This is a genomic window from Auraticoccus cholistanensis (assembly GCF_009742705.1).
Lineage (GTDB): Bacteria > Actinomycetota > Actinomycetes > Propionibacteriales > Propionibacteriaceae > Auraticoccus > Auraticoccus cholistanensis.
Genome location: NZ_WPCU01000003.1, coordinates 23710 through 42391 on the forward strand (window position 1 = coordinate 23710; position 18682 = coordinate 42391).

The 18682-nt window shown below is 74.3% G+C and carries 17 protein-coding genes; 9 read left to right on the forward strand and 8 right to left on the reverse strand.

Annotation, left to right across the window (positions count from 1 at the left end; translation table 11 throughout):
- Both GC722_RS01130 and GC722_RS01135 read right to left on the reverse strand, forming a co-directional pair.
- A partial coding sequence (locus tag GC722_RS01130) for a nitrilase-related carbon-nitrogen hydrolase (protein ID WP_156607592.1) occupies positions 1-740 on the reverse strand: 740 nt, incomplete at its 3' end.
- Complete coding sequence (locus GC722_RS01135) at positions 737-1720, reverse strand: type 2 periplasmic-binding domain-containing protein (RefSeq protein ID WP_197429663.1); 984 nt, start codon at positions 1718-1720, stop codon at positions 737-739. The genes GC722_RS01130 and GC722_RS01135, both read right to left, overlap by 4 nt.
- A gap of 90 nt (positions 1721-1810) precedes the next feature.
- Here GC722_RS01135 and GC722_RS01140 point away from each other — a divergent pair, with 90 nt between their 5' ends.
- On the forward strand, positions 1811-3145 hold the full coding sequence (locus GC722_RS01140) for an aminotransferase class I/II-fold pyridoxal phosphate-dependent enzyme (protein ID WP_156607232.1): 1335 nt from the start codon (positions 1811-1813) through the stop codon (positions 3143-3145).
- A 17-nt stretch (positions 3146-3162) separates the two neighbouring features.
- Here GC722_RS01140 and GC722_RS01145 read toward each other — a convergent pair whose 3' ends face one another.
- Both GC722_RS01145 and GC722_RS01150 read right to left on the reverse strand, forming a co-directional pair.
- Positions 3163-4140, reverse strand: a complete 978-nt coding sequence (locus GC722_RS01145; protein ID WP_156607234.1) for a dioxygenase family protein — start codon at positions 4138-4140, stop codon at positions 3163-3165.
- A 174-nt stretch (positions 4141-4314) separates the two neighbouring features.
- Positions 4315-5946, reverse strand: a complete 1632-nt coding sequence (locus GC722_RS01150) for an alkaline phosphatase D family protein (protein WP_156607236.1) — start codon at positions 5944-5946, stop codon at positions 4315-4317.
- A gap of 205 nt (positions 5947-6151) precedes the next feature.
- On the opposite strand from GC722_RS01150, the gene GC722_RS01155 reads away from it, so the two are divergent.
- On the forward strand, positions 6152-7030 hold the full coding sequence (locus GC722_RS01155) for a hypothetical protein (RefSeq protein WP_156607238.1): 879 nt from the start codon (positions 6152-6154) through the stop codon (positions 7028-7030).
- A gap of 19 nt (positions 7031-7049) precedes the next feature.
- On the opposite strand, the gene GC722_RS01160 is transcribed toward GC722_RS01155, so the two are convergent.
- Positions 7050-7481 (reverse strand): Lrp/AsnC family transcriptional regulator, encoded by a 432-nt coding sequence (locus tag GC722_RS01160; RefSeq protein WP_156607241.1) that lies wholly within the window; start codon positions 7479-7481, stop codon positions 7050-7052.
- Positions 7482-7621: 140 nt separating this feature from the next.
- Between GC722_RS01160 and GC722_RS01165 the strand changes: the two genes are divergently transcribed.
- The 6 genes from GC722_RS01165 to GC722_RS01190 all read left to right on the forward strand — a co-directional run bounded on the left by GC722_RS01165 (position 7622) and on the right by GC722_RS01190 (position 14932).
- Positions 7622-8674 carry an ornithine cyclodeaminase gene (locus GC722_RS01165; protein ID WP_156607243.1) on the forward strand — a complete coding sequence of 351 codons (1053 nt, stop codon included), beginning with the start codon at positions 7622-7624 and terminating at the stop codon, positions 8672-8674.
- A gap of 282 nt (positions 8675-8956) precedes the next feature.
- Entirely contained in the window at positions 8957-9376 is a 420-nt protein-coding gene (locus GC722_RS01170) for a DUF5318 family protein (RefSeq protein WP_331714265.1), read from the forward strand.
- Entirely contained in the window at positions 9369-11816 is a 2448-nt protein-coding gene (locus tag GC722_RS01175) for a transglycosylase domain-containing protein (protein WP_197429664.1), read from the forward strand. Before GC722_RS01170 ends, GC722_RS01175 begins: the two co-directional genes overlap by 8 nt.
- Positions 11813-13351: a glycosyltransferase family 87 protein gene (locus GC722_RS01180; RefSeq protein ID WP_197429665.1), complete on the forward strand. Its 1539-nt coding sequence runs from the start codon at positions 11813-11815 to the stop codon at positions 13349-13351. Before GC722_RS01175 ends, GC722_RS01180 begins: the two co-directional genes overlap by 4 nt.
- Before the next feature lie 79 nt (positions 13352-13430).
- On the forward strand, positions 13431-14495 hold the full coding sequence (locus GC722_RS01185; protein WP_156607598.1) for a mannosyltransferase family protein: 1065 nt from the start codon (positions 13431-13433) through the stop codon (positions 14493-14495).
- Positions 14483-14932 carry a pyridoxamine 5'-phosphate oxidase family protein gene (locus tag GC722_RS01190; RefSeq protein ID WP_331714266.1) on the forward strand — a complete coding sequence of 150 codons (450 nt, stop codon included), beginning with the start codon at positions 14483-14485 and terminating at the stop codon, positions 14930-14932. Before GC722_RS01185 ends, GC722_RS01190 begins: the two co-directional genes overlap by 13 nt.
- Positions 14933-14948: 16 nt before the next feature.
- On the opposite strand, the gene GC722_RS01195 is transcribed toward GC722_RS01190, so the two are convergent.
- Positions 14949-15308 carry a DUF5997 family protein gene (locus GC722_RS01195; protein ID WP_331714267.1) on the reverse strand — a complete coding sequence of 120 codons (360 nt, stop codon included), beginning with the start codon at positions 15306-15308 and terminating at the stop codon, positions 14949-14951.
- Positions 15309-15402: 94 nt separating this feature from the next.
- On the opposite strand from GC722_RS01195, the gene GC722_RS01200 reads away from it, so the two are divergent.
- Complete coding sequence (locus tag GC722_RS01200) at positions 15403-16086, forward strand: LysR family substrate-binding domain-containing protein (protein WP_197429666.1); 684 nt, start codon at positions 15403-15405, stop codon at positions 16084-16086.
- Here the strand turns inward: GC722_RS01200 and GC722_RS01205 are convergent.
- Positions 16031-17020: an epimerase gene (locus GC722_RS01205; RefSeq protein ID WP_197429667.1), complete on the reverse strand. Its 990-nt coding sequence runs from the start codon at positions 17018-17020 to the stop codon at positions 16031-16033. The two genes, GC722_RS01200 and GC722_RS01205, sit on opposite strands and share 56 nt — an antisense overlap.
- Before the next feature lie 97 nt (positions 17021-17117).
- Positions 17118-18682, reverse strand: a 1565-nt coding sequence (locus GC722_RS01210; RefSeq protein WP_231747310.1) for a serine hydrolase domain-containing protein, incomplete at its 5' end; no start/stop codon positions are given.

An 18682-nucleotide genomic window follows, 5' to 3' on the forward strand; every position in this document is an offset into this window, starting at 1 on the left:
GCGTGCTCGATGCGGCTGCGGTCCAGGTCGGCCACCACCAGGTCCGGGGCCTCGCCGGCGGACGCGATGGTCACGCCGAGCGGGTCCACGGCCATGCTGAGACCGATGTTGCGCCGGCTCGCCTCACCGCTGGCCAGCACGTAGACGGTGTTCTCCAGCGCGCGGGCGGTGATCATCGTGCGCCAGTGGTCCTCCTTGAGCGGGCCGCGGACCCACGCCGCCGGCAGCAGCAGGGCGTCGGCGCCGGCCACCGTCAGCGCCCGGGCCAGCTCGGGGAAGCGCACGTCGTAGCAGGTCATCAGCCCGAAGCGGAAGCCGTCGAGCTCGAAGGGCTCCGGCAGCACGGTGCCCGGCGTCACCCGGTCGGACTCACGGGCGCTGAAGGCGTCGTAGAGGTGCAGCTTGTCGTAGCGGGCGACGATCTCGCCGCCGTCGCAGACCAGGCCCACGTTGAGGGTCCGGCCGTCGGGCTGGCGGACGTGCACGGTGGCGGCGATGGCCACGCCGTCCCGGCTGGCCTCGAGCATCCCGGTGACGAAGGGGCCGTCCAGCGGCTGGGCGCCGGCGGCGGTGGCGTCGGGGTCGTCGGCGTCGCGGGAGACGATGCCCTCCGGGAGCACCACCAGCCGGGCGCCCCGCTCCCGGGCCTGCCGGGTCCGGTCGAGCACCTGGGCCAGGTTCTGCTCGGGGTCGCGGGCGACCTCCAGCTGCGCGAGGGCGACCCTCAGGGTGTCGGTCATCGGTACGTCCTTCCTGCAGCCAGCGGGGCTGCGAGGTCGAGGGGGAAGAGATCGGTCAGCTGGGGCGGGGAGGGGTGCAGCCGCTGGTGCCGCTGCTGGGCGGTGAACTCGGCGACCATGGGTCCCTGCTCGGCCAGCCCGGGGGTGTCCCAACCGGGGGGCAGCAGCCGGGCCTCGTCGACCAGGTCGACCGCCAGCCAGGCCGAGGTCTCGGCGTACTTGGCGCGCTTGGTCCGCCAGGCCTCGCGGCTGCGGAGCAGGACCTCGCTGACGGCGGCAGCCACCTCCGGCGCCACCCCGGTCCGGAAGCCGAGCAGGTGGTGCCCGGGGACGAAACCGTGGCGGCGGACCCAGCCGGCCTCGGCGGCGCGGACGTCGGGGTAGAGCGGACGCCACGGGGCGTCGGGGGAGTGGAAGCCGGGCGGCATGAAGGGCGTGAGGACGGCGTCCAGCTCGCCGCGGCTCAGCCGCTCCACCAGCGGGGTGCCGGTGAGGGCCTCGATGTGGCCCGGCACGCCGTGGCCGCCGAGCCGGTCCTGCTCGGGGTGGTCGGCGGTGAGGCGGCCGGTGAACCAGCGGGCGTCGTCCAGCCCCAGACCGTCGTCGGCCAGCGCGGCCCGGGTCCAGGTGTTGCCCGAGTCGGGCCAGCCGGTCAGCCCGATCCGCCCGCCGCGCAGGTCGGCCGCCGAGGTGGCCTCGCTGCCGGCGGCGACGATCACGCAGCGGTGCCGGAACCCCTGCATCAGCACGTGCGGGACGGCGACCACCTCGGAGCGTCCGTCGGCCACCGCCAGGCAGTAGCGGCTGAGCGAGATCTCGGCGGCGTCCAGGCCCGGCTCGCTCCACAGGTCGGGCAGGGCCGGGACCCGCTCGACCTGCAGCTCCAGGCCCAGCTCGTCCAGCGGCTCGGTGCCCAGCTCGCCGAGCAGCAGCGGGGTCAGCCAGTCCCAGTCGCGCAGCGCGATCCGGAACGGGGTCATGGCCTGGTCCTCTCGGTCGGGGTAGGGACCCGGCCGACCTTATGTACAGACATGCTGGCCTGACAATAGGTTCATTGTTACTGTACGTACATGACAGCGTCGTCCGTCGTCCCCGCCGCATGGCTGGCCGAGCGGCTCAGCACCCCCACGGCCCACGCGATCGCGGCGGACCTCGGCCTGCTGATCCGCCGCGGCGACATCGCCCAGGGGGCCAAGCTGCCGCCCGTCCGCGAGCTCGCCGCCGAGCTCGGCGTCAGCCCGGCCACCGTCTCCTCGGCCTGGCAGCGGCTGCGGGCGCGCGGCGTGGTCGGCGGGCGGGGCCGCGCGGGCATCACCGTGCTCGCCCCCTCGGGCACACCGCGGCCCGCCCGGTACGAGGCCGACAACCACTACCGGCCCGAGGTCGCGATGGAGCTCGACGTCTCCATCCCCGACCGCGCGCTGCTCCCCGACCTGCAGTCCGCGGTCGCCGCGCTCGGGCCGGTCGAGCTGAACGCCTACCACCGGGAGCGGATCGTGCCGCGGCTGGCCGAGCAGGCGGCACGCACCTGGCCCTACCCGGTGCGCAGCCTGATGGCGGTCAACGGCGGCTACGCGGGCCTGCAGCTGGTGCTGCACACCTTCGTCCAGGAGGGGGACTGGGTGCTGGTCGAGAACCCCTCACCGCCACGGATGCTCGACCTGGTCGACTCCACCGGCGCCCGCACCTCCTTCCTGACCCGCGACGCCGAGGGCATCGTGCCCGCCGCCCTCGCCGCGGCGCTCGAGCGCCGGCCGGCGGCCCTGGTGATGCAGCCCGGGGTGCACAACCCGATGGGCACCCGGATGAGCGGACGGCGCCGCGACGAGCTGGCCGCCCTGCTCACCGGCCAGCCGGTGCTGGTGGTCGAGGACGACGGGACGGGGGCCCTGGTCGGTGGGCCGCTGCACTCGGTGGCCGAGCGTCGTCCGGAGTCGCACGTGTTCATCCGCAGCTACGCCAAGTCGCACGGTCCCGACCTGCGGCTGGCGGTGCTGGAGGGCTCGGAGGACGTCGTGGCCAAGGTCCACAGCTACCGCGGCTACGGCTCGGGCTGGACCAGCCGGCTGCTGCAGGAGGCGCTGGCGGCGATGCTGGCCGACCCGGTCTGCAGCCGGCAGGTGGCCGCGGCGATGGACGTCTACGACCAGCGGCGGGAGGCGCTGTGGCGACGGCTGACGGCGGCCGGGCTCGACCTCTCGCCCGGCGAGGGGCTGGACCTGTGGCTGCCGGTGCGCGACGAGGGGTACGCCCTCGGCGTGCTCGCCGCGCACGGGATCGCCGTCTCGGTGGGGTCGCGCTTCACCCCCGCCGGCTCGCCGCCCCACATCCGGGTCTCGACCTCGGGGCTGGACGTCGCCGACGTCGACCGGGTCGCCCGGCTGCTGCTCACCGCCGTCCACTAGAGGGACGCGGGGCCGGGTCAGGAGGGCTGGTCGCCGGGTGCACCCGAGGGCGGCTCGCCGCGGCCCGGCATCCCACCGCTGCCGGGAGCGCCGCCCGTGCCGCCGCCGGTGGGCTCGGTGGTCGTGTCGACCGGGGCGGTCAGCCGGACCCGGAAGCCGGAGTCCACGTCCCCGCTGACGGTGGCCAGCTGGCTGGCGCCGCCGTCGTCGCCGAAGACGTTGTCGCTGGCCAGGTCGACCCGGGCGAGGTTGGTCACCGACGCCTCGTAGCCGGGCTCGGCGTAGACCGCCTCGCAGAGCTCCTGCGGCAGCGCCACCTGCGAGGTCGCGACCGCGTTGGCGCTGTCGACGATGCTCGCCTGGTCGGGGTAGACCTCGAAGTGGATGTGCGGCCAGCGGCCGTCGTAGCAGGCGGGGACGACGCTGGTGAAGCGGACCAGCCCGTCGGCGTCGGCCACCTGCACGCCGCGCAGGAAGTTCTCCTCCTCCACGCCCTCGGAGTACATCGAGTAGCCGCCCTCGCGGGTGCAGTGCCAGACGTACACCGCCGCGCCCTCGAAGCCGCCCCCGCCGCCGGCCAGGTCGGTGATGGTCAGCTCCAGGGTCATCGGGACGCCCTCGGCCGTGCCCGAGGCGTCCCCGAAGCTCGTGGTCAGGTCGCTGCGGACGATCCCGCTCTGCTCCAGCACGTCCGGGCCGTTGGAGCCGTCGCCGGGGTACGGTCCCGCGGTCTCGTCGGGGATCTCACCGGCTGACGTGCCGGCCGAGGCCCCGGCGGACGCGCTCGGCTCGCTCGCCGCCGACGAGCTCACCCCGCAGGCGGCCAGCCCGCCGGCGCCGAGCCCGGCGCCCAGCACCCCCAGCAGCCGCCGGCGCCCGAGCAGGGTGCCGACGTCGAAGGCGAGACCCTGGTCCACCACCTCCTCCCCGGGCCGGGGCAGCGGACGGCCCTGGTAGCTGGGGACGGGCTCGGTGGTGGTGTCGTCGTGACGCATGGTCGCTCCTCGTTCGGTCGGTACGGCGACCATGCTGGGCGTCCCGCCGAGCAGCACCGTGTGCGTCGGCTGTGGCCCGGCTGTGGATGCCGGCCCGGACGGGCGGACCCGGGACGGTCCCCGGCGCAGCTGCCGGGGCCCGTCCCGGGCCTGCTGGAGCGCGAGGTCGGACGATCAGACCGGGGTGGTGCTGACGCTCTCGACGTCGGCGATGCCGGCCCTGCCCGCCTCGACGTGCACCCGGGCCCGGGTGCGGACGGGCGCGTCGGGCACGGTCACCCGGTCGACGACGCGGTACTCGCAGACCATCGCGTCCTGGTCCAGGTGGCACAGCTGGTAGCCGCGCTGCTTGTTGTGGAACTTCATGTGCGGGTTCTCCGCCATCCAGGTCACCCCCAGCGCGTCGTCGTCGCTGCCGTTCCCGCCGGAGGTGATCGAGGTGCCGAGGAACTCCGTCCCCACGGTCGGGGAGGACTCGTCGCCGAACTCCAGCTTGAGGTCGGCGGCGGTGCTGCGGTGGGCGTCCCCGGTGACCATCACGAAGTTCTCGATGCCGCGCTCGCGCACACCGCGGAACAGCCGGTCGCGGGCGGCGGCGTAGTTGTCCCAGGTGTCGTTGCTGTAGGTCTCGCCCTCCCCGGCGGTGTGGTCGGCCTCGAAGCAGAAGACCTGGTTGCCCAGCACGTTCCAGCGGGCCTCGGAGGTGCTGAAGCCGTTGAGCAGCCAGCCCTCCTGGCGACGGCCCAGCATGGTGCGGCGCGGCGCGAAGCGGCCCTCGGCGTACTCCGCCGGGGCCTCGATCTGGTCGTCGCGGTAGCGGCGGGTGTCCAGCACGTCGAGCTGCATCAGGTCGCCGAACTGGAGCCGACGGTAGACCTGCATGTCGGAGCCGCTGGGCATCGAGCTGCGCCGCAGCGGGAGGTTCTCCCAGTAGGCCTGGAAGGCGGCGGCCCGGCGCTGGCGGAACACCGCCGGGTCCTGGTCCGGCTCGGTGTCGCGCTGGGAGATGTCGCCGGCCCAGTTGTTCTCGACCTCGTGGTCGTCGGGGGCGACCACCCACGGGGCGTGGGCGTGGGCCGCCTGCAGGTCCGGGTCGGTGTGGTACTGGGCGTAGCGCAGCCGGTAGTCGGCCAGGGTGAAGGTCTCCGCGCGGGAGGTGTGGGCCCGGCCGAGGTTGTTCTGGGTGCCGGCGCCCTCGTAGATGTAGTCCCCGAGGTGCACCACCAGCGACAGGTCCTGGGTCGCCATGTCGCCGAAGGCGGTGTAGTAGCCCTCGGGGTAGTTCTGGCAGCTGGCGAAGGCGAAGGTGAAGGCGTCCACCGACGCCCCCTCGGCCGGCGCGGTGACCGAGCGGCCGGGCTCGGTGAGCTCGCCGTTGGCGCGGAACCGGTACCAGTACTCCCGGCCGGGCTGCAGCCCGGTGACGTCGACGTGCACGGAGTGCCCGCCCTCGGGGGTCGCCCGGGTGGTGCCCCGGCGGACCACCCGCTGCATCGCCGGGTCCGTGGCGACCTCCCACTCGACCTCGACCGACGTCGCCGGCATCCCGCCGCTGCCGTCGAGGGCCAGCGGCTCGGGGGCGAGCCGGGTCCACAGCGTGAACCCGTCGGGCCACGGGTCGCCGGAGCCCACGCCCAGGGTGAACAGGCCGGAGGCCAGCTTCGGGCCGACCGTGGGACGACGGTCACGGGCGGAGGCGGGCAGCGACAGCGTGCCCAGGCCGAGGCCGGTGGCGGCGGTCAGGCCGAGCAGACCGCGGCGGTTGATCGCGGGCAGGGCGGAGCCGGCGGGGGAGGTGGTGGTCATGCGGTTCTCCTGAACGGGGGATGGGGGAGGGAGGGCCGTGGTCCATCCAGCCGGTGGTGAGATCAGCGCGGCAAGGGGGCGGCGCGCTTCTTCACGGCCCTTTCGCGTCCCGGTCACCCCGCGGACACCGGGGCGTCCGCCGGCGGCAGCCTCCGGTGCTGGCCTCGGCGGCCGGGTGGCACGTCGTCCCGCTAGCGTGCCCGCCGTGCCACTCGACCTCGCCGCCCTGGAACGCACCCCGACCGCCGAGGAGGTGAAGCGCGTCCGCAGCGGGTCCCGCCCCGGGCCCGCGAACCCCGTCGCCCGCATGCTGCTGGTGGCCATGCTGAGCGGGAGCGTCGTCATGGCGGCGATCCTGCTGTGGGTGCTGGGGTCGGAGCACGGCCCCGTCGTCGCCGGGGTGGTCACCGGGCTCGTGCTGGCGGCACAGGTGGGGTCGAGCATCTTCCTCTACCGCCGCATCGACGGCAGCGCCTGGCGGGACCGGGCCAAGCTGGCCGCCTTCGCCCGGGACAACGGCCTGGACGCCGACCTGCAGCCCAGCAGCACGACCGTCCCCGGCCGGGTGCTCGCCCACCCCTCCGCCAAGATCACCCGGCGCTGGCGCCGGCGGGTGCGTCCGGCGTGGGAGGTGGGCGTGGTGTCGCACCGCGCGGACAAGGCGCCGCAGCCACGGCTCAGCCGTTACGTGGCCCTGGACGGCGGCCGGCGGCTGCCCGAGCTGCTGGTGACCGCCACGGGTCCGGCACGCCGCCCCACGTCTCAGCAGACGACCGCCGTCGGCGTCGAGCTCGTGCCGACCCACGTGGACGGGCTCTGGCCCGCGGTGGCCGAGGGGCGGCAGGTCGGCGACCTCGTCGCGCACGCCGCCGAGGCGGTCGCGGAGCGGTACGCCGAGGTGCTGCCGCCGGCGACCACCGCCCGTCTCGTCGAGCTCGGGGTCAGCAGCCTGGAGGTCGCCGACGGCTGGCTGGTGGCGACCGCGGCCTGGCTGGCCTCGGACGCGCAACCCGGGGAGTGGCGGCGCACGGAGGACCTGCTCGAGCTGCTGGCGGAGCTGCGGGACCGGCTGGCCGCGCTCTGAGCCCGGTGTCCGGCCCGGCTCAGCGCAGCACGGAGCTGAGCAGCAGGCTGGTCTCGGTGTTGCGGACGCCGTCGATGCGCCGGATCCGACCCAGCACCCGGTCGAACTCGCCGAGGTCGGCCACGGCCAGCTCGGCGACCAGGTCCCAGCCGCCGTTGGTGGTGTGCAGCGAGCGGATCTCCGGCCAGCCGCGCATCACCTTGATCACCGCGTCCGTGTCGCGCCCGATCACCTCGACCAGCGAGATGGCCCGCACCGCCAGCGGGTCCGCCTCGTCGCGCACCCGGACGGTGAAGCCGACGACCGTGCCCGAGCTGACCAGCCGGTCCAGCCGCGAGGTCACGGTGGCGCGGGTGACGCCCAGCTCGCGGGCCAGCGTGGCCACCGGCGCGCGGCCGTCCTGGCGCAGCAGGGCGATCAGCCGCCGGTCGAGGTCGTCCAAGGCCACCATGGACGAAATGTACTCCGAGGCTGTGCACATCGAGCAGTCATCGAGCAGATGTTGCTCGCCACGCTCATTGAGTACGCACATCGCCCGTTCCTAGGCTGGTCCGATCACACGCTGCCGGGCGTGGGCAGGGAGGTGTGGGCATGGTGGCATTCCTCGACGTGGCGCAGACGGCCCGCTGGGTCGCCCGTCGCGGCCCCGAGCGGGTGATCGCCGGGATGGTCGACTACCTGGAGCGCGACTTCGCCCGCTGGGAGCACTTCGACAAGACGCCGCGGGTCGCCAGCCACACCCCCTTCGGCGTCATCGAGCTGATGCCCACCAGCGACGGCACCGAGTACGCCTTCAAGTACGTCAACGGCCACCCCAGCAACCCCGCCCGCGGCTTCTCGACCGTCACCGCCTTCGGGGCGCTGGCCGACGTCCACAACGGCTACCCCACCTTCATCTCCGAGATGACGCTGCTGACCGCGCTGCGCACCGCCGCCACGTCGGCCCTGGCGGCACGCCGGCTGGCCCGCCCCGACGCCGCCGTGCTGGCCCTCGTCGGCGCCGGCAGCCAGGCCGAGTTCCAGGCCCTGGGCATGCGGGCGGTCCTGGGCATCGACACGGTCCGCGTCGTCGACGTCGACCCCGCCGCCTGCGCCAAGGTCGTGGCGAACCTGGCCCCGCTGGGCTTCAGGGTGGACGTCTGCGCCGACGTCGCCACCGCCGTCGAGGGTGCCGACGTGGTGACCACCTGCACCGCGGACAAGACGTTGGCCACGGTGCTGCGCGACGCCGAGGTGGGCCCCGGCGTGCACGTCAACGCCATCGGCGGCGACTGCCCGGGCAAGACCGAGCTCGACCCGACACTCCTGCGACGTTCGGCCGTCTTCGTGGAGTTCGAGCCGCAGACCCGTGTCGAGGGCGAGATCCAGCAGCTGCCCGCCGACTTCCCCGTCACCGAGCTGTGGCGGGTGCTCACCGGCGCGGCGCGCGGACGCACCTCCGCCGAGCAGGTCACGGTGTTCGACTCGGTCGGCTTCGCCGTGGAGGACTTCTCCGCCCTGCGCTACGTCCGCGACGACGTCCGTGGCAGCGACCTGGTCGTCGAGCTCGACCTCGTCGCCGCCCCGGCGGACCCGAAGGACCTGTTCGCCCTGGTCGGCGCCGCGGCCGGGGAGCCGGCCGCGCTGACCCCGACGGGCGGCTGAGCATGGGCCCGCTGGTGCCGGGGGCCACCGGCGGGACGGCGCTCGCCGGAGCGGGCGGACCACCGACGACCCCCTGGACGGCGACCCCTCGGCCGGTCGGGGGCTGGTCGAGGGGTCGCTCCAGGCGCCGTCGTCGGTGGTGATCCGTCCGCACCGGTCCGACAGCGTCCTCAAGGCCCTGGGCCGCCGCGCCGACGGCGTTCCCGGGCGGCGTCGAGCGGGCCTGACCGGCGGCGCCCGGTGCCTCCGGGGGCGTCACCGGGCCCACCTACACTGGCCGTCGTGTGGTCCCAGCGGCAGTACGTCGACTACGCCCTCCAGCGTCGCGCGACCCTGGAGGCGCTGAAGCGACCCTCGCGCACGCTCACCCGCGCGGACGCCTGCGACGCCGACCCGATGCTCATCCGGGCCGCCATGCACCACGGTGAGCGGAGCAAGGTGCACTGCCCGGTCTGCGGCTCCAGCACCATGGTCAACCTCAGCTACGTCTTCGGCGAGCAGCTCGGCCAGTACTCCGGGCGGATCAAGGCCACCGCGGAGCTCGAGCAGATGCAGGACGAGTTCGGCGAGTTCAAGGTGTGCGTGGTCGAGGTGTGCACCGCCTGCGGCTGGAACCACATGATCCACTCCTACCTGCTCGGCGACGGCAAGAAGCGTCGCCCGCCCCGCCGGCAGCCGACCGTCGAGGACATCTATGGCTGAGCCCACCCGCAACCGCCGACCGAAGCGCGCCCGGACCAGGCGCGGCACGATCGCCCGCCGCCTCGGACTGGGGCTCGTGATCGCCGTGCTGGTCAGCATCATCGCCGGCTTCGGAGTGGTGGGGGTGGCCTACGCCAACACCGAGCTGCCGGACCCCAACGCGGAGTTCGCCACCAACACGACCTTCGTCTACTACCGCGACGGCGAGACGAAGCTCGGCAGCCTCGCGGTGCAGAACCGGCAGTCGCTGGACTACGACGAGATCCCGCAGAACATCAAGGACGCGGTGATCGCCGCCGAGAACCGCAGCTTCTGGGAGGACCCGGGCATCTCCATCCCCGGCATGGCGCGGGCGGCCTGGTCGATCGCCACCGGCGGTGAGATGCAGGGTGGCTCGACCATCACCCAGCAGTACATCAAGATCTACTACCTGACCTCCGAGCAGACCCTGAGCCGCAAGTTCAAGGAGCTGCTGCTGGCGGTCAAGCTGGGCCGCGAGCAGTCCAAGGAGCAGATCCTCCAGGGCTACCTCAACACCATCTACTTCGGCCGCGGCGCCTACGGCGTGCAGGCCGCCAGCCGCTCCTACTTCGACGTCGACGCCAAGGACCTCACCGTCCCGCAGGCGGCGGTGCTGGCCAGCGTGCTGAACAACGCCAGCATCTACGACCCCTCCGCCGGCGAGGGCAACGCCGAGCGGCTGCTCGAGCGCTACCGCTACGTGCTGGACGGCATGGCCGAGGTCGGCGCCATCACCGCCGCCGAGGCCAGCGAGTACAAGGCCGAGCTGCCCGAGTTCCCCGAGATCCCCACCAGCAACCGCTACGAGGGGCCCGACGGCTTCCTGATGAAGATGGTCGAGGACGAGCTGGCCCGGGTCGGGTTCTCCGAGGAGGAGATCTACGGCGGCGGGCTGCAGGTGACGACCACCTTCGACGAGGAGGCGCAGGAGGCGGCGGTCGAGGCCGCGCAGAGCAACACCGAGGAGGCGGCCGAGGCGGCCGGCGAGGACGCCGACGACCTGCACGCCGCGATCGCCTCGGTGCAGGTCGGCACCGGTGAGGTGCTTGCCCTCTACGGCGGCCCCGACTACATCGAGAACTCCCGCAACTGGGCCACCACCGCCCGGCCGACGGCGTCGACGTTCAAGACGTTCGCGCTGGCCGCCGGTCTGTCGGACCAGTTCAGCCTGCTCTCGACCTTCCGCGGCAACACCTTCACCCCCGACGGCGAGGGCACCCCGGTCCGCAACGAGTTCAACTACCAGTACGGCACGGTGAACCTGATCCAGGCCACCGCCCAGTCGATCAACACCGCCTTCGTCGACCTGACCACCCAGCTCGAGGACGGCCCGCAGGCCGTCGTCGACGCGGCGAAGAAGGCCGGTGCCCCCGAGGGTGCGGGCTGGGACGTCGGCAGCCGGGTGTCGCTGGGCATCGCCGAGGTCAGCCCGCTCAACATGGCCGGCGCCTACGCCACCTTCGCCGGTGACGGCAAGCAGGTCGGCAACCACGTGGTCCGCGAGGTCCGCGACGCCGACGGCGAGGTGGTCTTCGAGGCCGACACCGAGGGGGAGCGGGCCTTCGACGAGGGCGTCGCGCACGACGTCACCTACGCCCTGTCCAACGTGGTCGACGAGGGCACCGGTGCGCGGGTGCAGGCGCTGGGACGCCCCGTCGCCGGCAAGACCGGCACCAACGGCATCGAGGACCCAGACGGCCAGCAGGGCGACGGCGTCGTCAACTCGGCCTGGTTCGTGGCCTACACCCCGCAGATCTCCACGGCGGTGATGTACGTCGCCGGCGACGAGGGCAACAGCGACCTCGACACCTTCCGCCGCCCCGGTGACAGCACCTTCTTCGGCGGCACCTACCCGGCGCAGACCTGGACCGACTACATGGAGGTCGTCACCGCCGACCTCCCGGCCGAGCAGTTCGAGCCGCCGGCCTACGTCAACCGCGACCGGCCGGCTGGGCAGCCCACCGCCCAGCCCCAGCAGCCCCAGCAGCCGCAGCAGCCGCAGCAGACCCAGACCGAGGAGCCCTCGGAGGAGCCCAGCGAGGAGCCGACGGAGGAGCCGAGCGAGGAGCCGACGGAGGAGCCGAGCGAGGAGCCCACCGAGGAACCGACGGAGGAGCCCACCGAGGAGCCCACGGAGGAGCCGACCAGCGGCTCCGGCGGCAGCGGCGGTTCGGGCAGCAGCGGCAGCGCCGACACGGGCGGTAGCTCGGGCAGCAGCGCCGACGCGGACGGCAGCGGCGGCTCCGGCAGCAGCGGCGGCTCCGGCTCGGGCGGCTCGGGCGGCAGCTCGGACACCGGCTCGGACGGCAGCGGCGGCTCGGGCAGCGACGACGACGGCAGCGGCAGCCAGGAGCAGGGGACCATCACCGGCCGGCTGCTCGGCCGCGACGGCGCCGACTCCGAGGGGAGCGGGGGGTGACCTCCTCGGGCCCGGCTCCGGCCGGGCCCGACCGTCCCACCGTCAGCGACCCGCTGGCCCGCTTCGCCGCCGAGCTCGTCGGCGGTCCCTCCGGCCGCCACGTCCGGCCGCTGCCGTCCTCGCGGGTCCGGCTCGTGGTGCTGGTGCTGGCCGCTCTCAGCTGGCTGGTGCTGGTGCTGCGGCAGCTGCCGTGCCGGGAGCTGCCCGGCGGCGCCGCGGCCGACCGCTACCAGGCGATGTGCTACTCCGACATCCCGCTGCTGTACCGGCTGCGCGGGCTCGTCGACGGGGCCACGCCCTACCTGGACTCCGGCAGCTACCCGGTGCTGGAGTACCCGGTGCTGACCGGCGCGCTGCTCGAGCTGGAGCGGCTCGTGACGGTGGCCCTCGGCGCCCCGGTCGGCCCCGGCCTCAGCGGCGACCAGGCCCTCGTCGCCGCCGACCTGTTCACCGGGGTCAACGTGGTCGTGCTCGGCCTGCTCTTCGGGGTGACCGTGGCCGCCCAGGTGGCGACCGTGCCGGGACGCCCCTGGGACGCCGTGATGGTGGCCGCCTCGCCCTGCGTGATGGCCGCGGGCCTGATCAACTGGGACCTCCTGCCGGTCGCGCTGACCGCCGCGGCGCTGCTGGCCTGGAGCCGCTCGCGGCCCGGGGTGGCCGGTGCCCTGATCGGGCTGGGCGCCGCGGCGAAGCTGTACCCGCTGCTGCTGCTCGGTCCCCTGGTGCTGCTGTGCCTGCGGGCCCGCCGGGGGCGCGACGCCGCCGCCACCGTGCTGGCCGCCGCCGGCGCGTGGGCGCTGGTCAACGTGCCGGTGCTGCTGCTCGCGCCCGACGGCTGGCTGGCGTTCTGGCGCTTCAACGCCGAGCGCGGGGCCGAGTTCGGCTCCCTCTGGTACGTCCTCGCCCTGGCGGGGCAGCCCGTGCCGGCGCTGAACCTGGTCAGCTTCGGGCTGCTCGGGCTGGCCTGCGCCGGGATCGCCCTGCTGGCGCTGCGGGCGCCCCGCCGGCCGCGGACCGGCCAGCTGGCCTTCCTGGTGGTGGCCGCCTTCCTGGTCACCGGCAAGGTCTACTCCCCGCAGTACGTGCTGTGGCTGCTGCCGCTGCTGGTGCTGGCCCGGCCGCGGTGGCGGGACTGGCTGGTCTTCACGACCGGCGAGCTCGTCTACTTCGTCGCCATCTGGCTCCACCTCGGCGGCTGGCTCGGCCCGGCCGACGGCGGTCCCGACGTCGGCTACTGGCTGGCGGTGCTGCTCAGGCTGGCCTGCGAGGGTTGGGTCGTGGCGGTGGTGGTGCGCGACGTCTGGTGGCCCCATCATGATCCGGTGCGCGTGCCAGGGGTCGACGACCCGTCCGGAGGGGTCCTGGACGGTGCCCCCGACGCACCCTGGCCGTGGTCACCCGCGCGGGCGACCGCCCCGGCCCACGCCGGGGTGCCGGCGGCCTCGAACCGGCCCGCGGGGGAGGGCGTCCCGATCGAGCAGGTGATCGCCCGCATCCGGGCCGGCGCCCGGGACGGTGACGATGCCGAGCACTAGCACCCGGCGCCGCAAGCTCCCCGGCGCGCTGCCCGGGGTGGAGCACCTCGGCCGCTGGGACGCCGACGCGCTGCGGATGATGCTGCAGGCCTGGCTGGGCAGCCGCGGGCTGGTCCTGGCGGTGGGGCTGGTCGTCGGCCTGACCACGGGTCGCGGCTACACCGACCTGGTCGCCAACTGGGACGTCCAGCACTTCCTCGGGGTGGCCGAGCACGGCTACCTGCACGACCCCAAGACCATGGCGTTCTTCCCCGGCTGGCCGCTGGTGCTGCGTGCCGGGATGCTGCTCGGGGCGCCGGGCGAGGTGGTCGGGGTGGTGCTCTCGCTGGTGTTCTCACTGGTCGCCGCCGCGGCGCTGGTGCGGATGGGTGGCCCGTGGGCGGCGGTCGGCTGGCTCTTCGCTCCCGTGGCCGTGTTCACGACCGTCCCCTACACCGAGGCCGCCTTCTGCGCCGCCGCCTTCTGGGCCTGGCAGCGGGCCAGCGCCGACCGGTGGGGGAGTGCCGCGGTGCTGGCCGCGCTCGCCTGCACCACCCGGGTGAGCGGCCTGTTCCTGGTCGGCGCGCTGGCGGTGATGGTGCTCACCTGGCCGCGGCTCCGGCTCGGTGAACGGGTGCGGCGCGCGGCCTGGCTGCTGCTGCCGGCGGCCGTGCTGGCCGGCTACGTGGTCTACCTGTGGACGCTCACCGGCTCCTGGACGGCGTGGTCGGACGCGCAGGCGGCCGGCTGGGCCCGCGGCTTCCACTGGCCCTGGGAGTCCGCGCTGAACACCTGGCCGGTGATCCGCGGCGACTACGCCGACCACCCGGACTGGACCTGGGTGTTCCGGGCCGAGGCGGTGTCGATGCTGATGGGCGTGGTCGTGACCGCCTGGTGCCTCAGCCGGCGGATGTGGGCCGAGGCCAGCTGGGTCGGCGTCCAGGTGCTCGCCTTCTCGGTGTCCTACTGGTGGTTCTCGGTCAACCGGGCCGTGCTGCTGTGGTTCCCGCTGTGGCTGATGTTCGCCCACCTGGTGAGCCGCCGGCCGCGGCAGCCGGTCGGCCAGGCCCTGCGGCACACCGTGATCGTCGGCTGGCTGCTGCTCTCCGGCGTGGCCATGCTGATCTGGACGTGGCTGTTCACCACGGGCCGGTGGTCGAGCTGAGCACCGGCCCGCGCAGCCGGGCGCAGCGCGTCGCCGACGCCCGGCACCGTCTCGAGCACGACGTCGACGTGTGGGTGGCCACCGGTGCCGGCCGTCCGCACCTGGCGCCGCTGTCGCTGGACTGGGACGGGGAGCTGGTCCTGCTGGCCACCGGCGAGAGCACCCCCACCGCCCGCAACCTGCTGAGCGGCGGCAGCGCCCGGCTCGCGTTGGGCACCACCCGGGACGTGGTGTCGGTGGAGGCCCGGCTGGAGCGGCACCAGCCGGCGGAGCAGGTGCCCGCGCCGGTGCTGGAGCGCTACCGCCGCCGCGCCGGCTGGCTGCCCGGAGCGGGTGACGTCGTGCTGTGGCTGCGGCCGGTGCGCATCCAGGCCTGGCGCGAGGTCGACGAGATGCCCGGCCGGACGCTGATGGTCGGCGGCCGCTGGCTGGACTGACCCGCGCGGGAGCTGGTCAGTCCTCCCGGCGGTCGCGCAGCCGCTGCTTCTCGGCCAGCACCTTGGCCTGGGTGTGCCGCTCGCGGACGAGCCACTCCGGCGGGTCGGCCAGCAGCGCGCCGATCTGCTCCGCGTCCAGCGCCTCACCGACGCCCGCGCGGGCGAGCCCGGTGCGGGAGATGCCCAGCTTCTGCGCCACCACGTCACGGGGGAAGGGGCCGGTGCGGCGCAGCTCCACCAGCCACTGCGGCGGATCGGCTCGCAGGGCGTCGAGCTCGTCGCGGGTGAGCGCGGAGCGCTGGAACTCCTCCGGCGTGGCGGGCAGGTAGACGCCCAGCTTGGCGGCCGCGGTGATCGGCTTCATGGTCTGGCTCACCGACCCACGGTATCTCCCGGCGGCCACCGTATCTCCCGGCGGCCACGGTATCTCCCGGCGGCCACGTTATCTCCCGGCGGATAGCCTCGGCGGCATGGACGAGGTGGCGGGCGGCGTGGACGAGGCGGGGACGGGCCGGCCGCGGGGCCTCACGGTGGGCTTCGTGCCCGGGGTGACGCTGACGAAGTGGCGGCGCACCTGGGCCGAGCGGTACCCGCGCACGCCGCTGGAGGTGCTCGAGGTGGCTCCGGCCGAGCAGCGGGCGGTGCTGGAGGAGGGCCGGGTGGACGTCTGCTTCGCCCGGCTGCCGCTCGAGCGCGAGGGGCTGCACGTCATCCCGCTGTACGAGGAGGTGCCGGTGGTGGTCGTGCCGCGCGACCACCCGGTGGCCGTCTTCGAGGAGGTGTCGCTGGCCGACCTCGCCGACGAGGACGTGGTCGACCCCGACGCCCCCGCCGACGTGATGGACCTGGTGGCCGGCGGGGCCGGGGTGGCCTTCGTGCCGCACTCGGTCGCCCGCTCCCGCAGCCGTCGCGACCTGGTCTACCGGCCGGTCAGCGACGCCGAGCCCACCACCATCGGGCTCTGCTGGCGCCGCGACGACGACAACCCGCTGATCGAGGACCTGGTCGGCGTGGTGCGGGGCCGCACCGTCAACAGCTCCCGCACCCGCCAGTCCGGCGGCACGGCGCCGGCACGGCCCAAGCAGCAGCGCGGACGGGTCAGCGAGACACCGCGTCGGCCACAGCGGCGTCGAGGTCGGTCCAGCGGAAGGTGAACCCGGCGGCGGTGAGCTTCTCCGGGGCCACCCACCGGCTCTTCAGCACCAGCTCCGACTCCTGGCGCAGCACCCACATCCCCGGCTCCAGCAGCCACCGCGGCGCCGGCAGCCCGACCGGGGCGCCGACGGCCCGACGCAGCGCGGCCATCAGGTCGCGGTTGGTGCCGGCCTCCGGGACGGCCAGGTTGACCGGGCCCTCCAGCTCGGGGTGCTCGTCGAGGAAGCGGATCGCCGCCAGCAGGTCCTCGACGTGGATCCAGCTGAACCGCTGGTGGCCGCGGGTGCGGTGACCGGTGGCCGCCGGCGCGGTCGGGGAGCTGCCGGTGCCCCGGTAGCGGCGGTGGCCGAACCACCAGCCGTCCAGCTGCGGCCCGCCGAGGCCGAGTCGGGCGGCGCGGGCCAGCATGGCCACCGCCGGTCCGTCGCCCAGCACGATGGCCATCCGCAGCGCCACCCGGCGGGTGGCGGGCAGCTCGCCGGCGAAGAAGGTCCGCTCCCACTCCCGGGCCACGTCGACGGAGAACCCGCTGCCGAGCTCGCCGCTGCTCTCGGTCTGCGGGCGGTCGACGGCGTGGCGGTAGATCGTGCCCGTGCTGGCGTTGAGCCACAGCCGTGGTGGCCGCTCCGCCGCCGAGACGGCCCGGTGCAGGGCCGCGGTGGTCTCCGTCCGCGACCGCAGGATCTCCTCGCGGCGGGCGTCGGTGTAGCGGCAGCCGACGCTGCGTCCGGCCAGGTTCACCAGCAGGTCGGCGCCGTCGACGAGCCGGGCGACAGCCGCCTCCTCGTCCCAGCTGGCGTCCGGCCCGGGTCTGCCCGGACGGGCCCGCCGGCCCACCCGGGTGACGTCGTAGCCGCGGCGGGCGAGGTCCTGCACCAGGTGGGTGCCGACGAACCCGGAGGCGCCGGCCACCACCGCGCGAGCAGGGCTCACCGGGCGTCCCCCGGGATCGTGTACGCCGTCGGCCGGCGACAGCGCGACACGCCGCGGCACACCGGTCGAGACCTGGACGACATACGCGTTCTCGGGGTCAGCGGGTGGCGGGGTGCCAGCTGCCGTCGCTGGCGTCCAGCCGGGACGGGGAGCGCTCGGCGCTCTGCACGGTGCCGCGGCCGGTGGTCAGCCGGATGTCGTCGAGGTAAATGCCCCGGCCCGACAGCGAGCGGTCGCTGGTGTAGCGCCAGCGGACCTCGACACGTCCCTCGGGCAGCGTCGCGCTGGCCGGCTGCCAGGTGCGCACCCCGCTGACCGCGTACGGGCCGGTCACCGGCGTGCCGCCGATGGTCCAGGGCAGCGGCTCCCAGGTCTCGCCGCGGTCGGTGGAGACCTCGAGGTGGAGCCGGTCGGTGGACTCGGTGTCGACGAACGCGTCGAACTCCAGGGTGGCGCCGCCGCGGGGGACCGGGACGGCCCAGCTCAGCGAGGAGTCCAGGTTGTTCGCGGTGCCGGAGAACCAGGCCTCGTCGCCGTGCTGCGGGCGGACGGGCAGCGCCTCGGCCAGCCCCTGCCCGGCCGCCACGCGGGCCGGGTTGTTGCTGCCCCAGCTGCGGCTCGGGTGCACCCGGTTGGTCAGCAGGATCGCGAACGAGCGGGAGGTGAAGTCGATCACCAGCGAGGTGCCGGTGTAGCCGGTGTGGCCGGCGGTGCGGGGACCGGAGAGGCCGCCCATGTACCAGCGCTGGTTCAGCTCGAAGCCCAGGCCGTGGTCGTTGCCGGGGAACTCGGTGGTCTCGTTGGTGATCATCTGCTCCACCGACTGCTCCGACAGGATCCTCGCCCCGTCGTGGGCGCCGCCGTTGAGCATGGTCTGGGCCAGCACCGCCATGTCGTCGCCGGTGGAGAAGATGCCGGCGTGCCCGGCGACGCCGCCGAGGGACCAGGCGTTCTCGTCGTGCACCTCACCCCACACCACGCCGCGCGGCGGGCTGGCCTGGTACTCGGTGGCCGCGATCCGCGGCTTGAGCGAGGGGTCGGGGTTGTAGCCGGTGTCCACCATCCCGAGCGGCTCGGTGATGCCCTGGGCGACGAGCTCCTCCAGGCTGAGCCCGCTGACCCGCGCCGAGGCCTCGCCCAGCGCGATCAGGTTGAGGTCGCTGTAGAGGTAGGTGCTGCCGGGCTCGTTGACCAGCTCCGCGGTGAGCGCGGCGTGCATCCGCGACTCCACGTCCGGGTAGCCGCTCCACAGCGGGATCCAGGCCGGGAAGCCGGAGGTGTGGGTCAGCAGCTGGCGGACGGTGATGCCGCCCTTGTCGTTCTCGGCGAACTCGGGGACGTAGGTCGCCACCGGCTCGTCCAGCGCCAGCCGGCCGGCCTCCACCTGCTGCATCACCACGATGGAGGTGAACAGCTTCGAGACCGAGGCCATGTCGTAGATGGTGTCGGTGCGGGTCTCGATCCACTCCTCGCGGGGGAGCTCGGTGCCCTGGCCGTCGGCGTAGCGCAGGCTGTACCCGGCCGCCTCCTGGAACACCTGCGTGCCGTCGTGGCCGTAGGTGAGCACCGCCCCGGGGAACAGCGGACGTCCGCTGGTGCCCTGCGGCTCCATGAACCCCTGCACCTCGTCCCAGGCCTGCTCCAGCTGGGCGCCGTCCAGGC